This is a genomic window from Rhizobacter sp. P3_B12 (assembly GCF_056402895.1).
In genome coordinates this window covers 1-2,645 of sequence record NZ_JBFUGN010000862.1, presented here as the reverse complement: position 1 = coordinate 2,645, position 2,645 = coordinate 1, and the positions used below count along the sequence as shown (strand labels likewise).

Annotated in this window: 3 protein-coding genes; all 3 read right to left on the bottom strand. The window is 72.5% G+C overall.

All coding sequences use genetic code 11. The features are described from left to right. On the bottom strand, window positions 1-1,218 hold a 1,218-nt coding region (locus tag AC1D01_RS29230; RefSeq protein WP_477872656.1), incomplete at its 3' end, for an HD-GYP domain-containing protein. A 67-nt stretch (window positions 1,219-1,285) separates the two neighbouring features. Next, the gene (locus tag AC1D01_RS29225) at window positions 1,286-2,059 is read right to left on the bottom strand and encodes an alpha/beta fold hydrolase (RefSeq protein ID WP_477872654.1); all 774 of its coding nucleotides are present in this window, start codon (window positions 2,057-2,059) and stop codon (window positions 1,286-1,288) included. 249 nt (window positions 2,060-2,308) lie between these two features. Further along, window positions 2,309-2,645 (bottom strand): 3-deoxy-D-manno-octulosonic acid transferase (locus AC1D01_RS29220; protein ID WP_477872652.1); only part of this gene is annotated, 337 nt, incomplete at its 5' end.

Sequence of the window (2,645 nt, the reverse complement as noted above, 5' to 3'; positions counted from 1 at the left end):
CGCACCGCCCAGCGCGGCCACCACGTCGGCATCGAACAGCCCGCGCTGCGCCTCGCGCTGCAGTTGCGCCAGCGCCTCGTCGAACGACAGCGCGGCCCGGCCCGGGCGCGCGGTCTGCAGCATCACCGCCTGCGTCGCCACCGCGAGCACGCGGGCCTCGGGGCCGATCGCCGTGCCCGACACGCCACGGAAGAAGCCGGAGCCGTCGAGCCGCTCGTCGGCATGCGAGGCGAGCTCGGCCTCCGCGGCCAGGCTGCCGATGCGGCGCGCGGCCCGCGCGGTCCAGTACGGCACCAGCCGCAGCCGTTCCATCGCCGATTCGCTCGGCGTGCCGGGCTGGTCCCACAGCGCGTTCGGCACCGCCGCACGGCCCATGCCRTGCACCAGGCCCGCGCGGTACAGCCGCTGGCGCGACGGCGCCGGCAGGCCCAGGCGCTCGGCACAGTCGGCAGCCACCTGCGCGACGCGGCGCGAGTAGCCGGTCAGCCATGGCAGCTTCAGGTCGATCACGTCGGCGATCAGTTCGAGCGAGGTCGTGTCGGTGCCGATGACGGGCGCGGTGTCGACGCAGGCCGGGTCCTGCTCCAGCGTGTGCAGCCAGTCGACCGCGTGGCGGCGCACCGCCTCGACCACCTCGGCGGGGTAGGCCGCATCGGCGCGCGAGGCAAGGTAGCTCAGCGCCCGCTCGAGGTCGTAGACGCGGCTGAAGATCTCCAGGTCGCTCGCGGCCGAGACGATGAACACCTCGACCGGGATGTCGGGCGGGCGCAGGCCGTTCGGCTGGCCGTGGCCGTCGGGGCGCTCGAAGATGCGGCGCAGCGGCAGCTCGACGGCCAGCGGCATGCCCAGCGTGCGCGCCACGTCGCCGGACACCTCGCAGTGGATCTGCGCCACCGGCGCCATCGAGCCGGCCAGGTGCGCCGGCAGCCCGGCCGCGAGCATCGCGCGCCGGCCGCCGACGTCGTCGCCCATCAGCTCGGAGAACTCCGGCGCGTTCGCGRTGCAGCCCGACCAGCGCAGCAGCGAGACGTAGGCGGCGTGCGAGCTCGCGCCGCCCTCGAGGCCGAGTGCCGCCGCGAGCTGGGCCGCGATCCACGCGGTGCGCGCCGAGTGGTCGACCGGCTGGCCCATGCTGAGATYGCCGACGAAGGCGAGCGCCTTGACGGCATCGAAGACGGTGACGCGGGCATCRGGCAGCGCGGCGGACGGGGAGGACATCGGTCGAAGGACTCTGGAAATGGAAAGGGGCCCGCCGCGTGCGGCAGGCCCCTGCATCATGCCGCGATCAGCGGGCGGCCTGCACCGCGTCCAGGATCACCGCCGCCACCTGGGCCGGCTGCGATTGCTGCGGCACGTGGCTGCTGGCGACGCTCGAGACCTTGGCGTTGATCGCCTTGGCCATCGCGCGCTGCTGCTCCGGCACGATCATGTGGTCGTTGTCGGCGACCAGGTACCACGACGGCTTCTGCTTCCACGCAGCGACCGACACCTTCTGCTCGAAGGCCTTCGCCTGGATCGGGCCCTGCGTCGCAACCATCACCGCGGTCGTGGCGGCCGGCAGGTCTTGCGCGAAGTGCTTGCTCATGCCTTCCTGCGTCAGCGACAGGAAGCCACCGCCATCGGCCTTCAGGTGGGCCAGGCCGGCACCGGGTGCGAAGCCCTTGCCGACATCGCCGACCGACTGGCCGGCGTCCGGTGCGAAGGCGGCGATGTAGACCAGGCCGGCGACCTTCGGGTTGTCGCCCGCTTCGGTGATGACCACGCCGCCCCACGAGTGGCCGACCAGCACGACCTTGCCGGGTTGCGCATCGATCGCGCGCTTCGCGGCGGCGACATCGTCGGCCAGCGAGCTCAGCGGGTTCTGCACCGCGACGACGTTCAGGCCCTTGGCCTGCAGCAGCGGCACGACCTTGGCCCAGTCGGAGCCGTCGGCGAACGCGCCGTGGACGATCACGACGCTGGGTTTCGCAGCGTCGGCCGCAGCCGGGGTGGCCGCGCCGGCCGAGGCGGCGACGATGGAAGCGGTGAGGCCGAGGGCGGCCAGCTTGACGAGGTTCATGGTGTGCTCCGGGTGAGATGACAGAGCACGGACTGTCCTCTCAACGAGGGGCAGGCACCATCGGACGATCATCCGATGCCGGGGGAGGTCACCGCGAAGATGCAGTTCCCCCCGTTCGCCCTGAGCAGGGACCGAGCTTGTCGAGGGCCCGTGTCGAAGGGTYGCAKCCGAAGCGCGCAAGGCCTTCGACAAGCTCAGTCCGGCCCTTCGACAGGCTCAGGGCGAACGGTGTTCAAGGACCTGTCTTGCTCAGGAGACAGCCTTCACCGGCAACCACCGCAGCAGGTAGCCCGTCATCCGCCGTGCCGCACCACGGTGCGCCGCCGCGAACGCCCTCGCCTGCGCGGCGCGCTGCTCGCGCTCCGGGCTGTCGAGCAAGGCACAGGCCGTGTCGACCCCTGCGGCCATGTCCGCCACCCGCAGCGCCGCGCCGGCCGCCTGCGAGAGTTCCGCGGCCTGCGCGAAATTGAAGGTGTGCGGCCCCATCACGACCGGGCAGCCGCAGGCCGCCGCCTCGATCAGGTTCTGCCCGCCCAGCGGCGCGAAGCTGCCGCCGAGCAACGCCACGTCGGCCATCGCGTAGTAC

What these genes read in the sequence shown, in the direction of transcription:
- AC1D01_RS29225 (WP_477872654.1), bottom strand. Translation starts at nt 2,059, where the DNA reads ATGAACCTCGTCAAGCTGGCCGCCCTCGGCCTCACCGCTTCCATCGTC.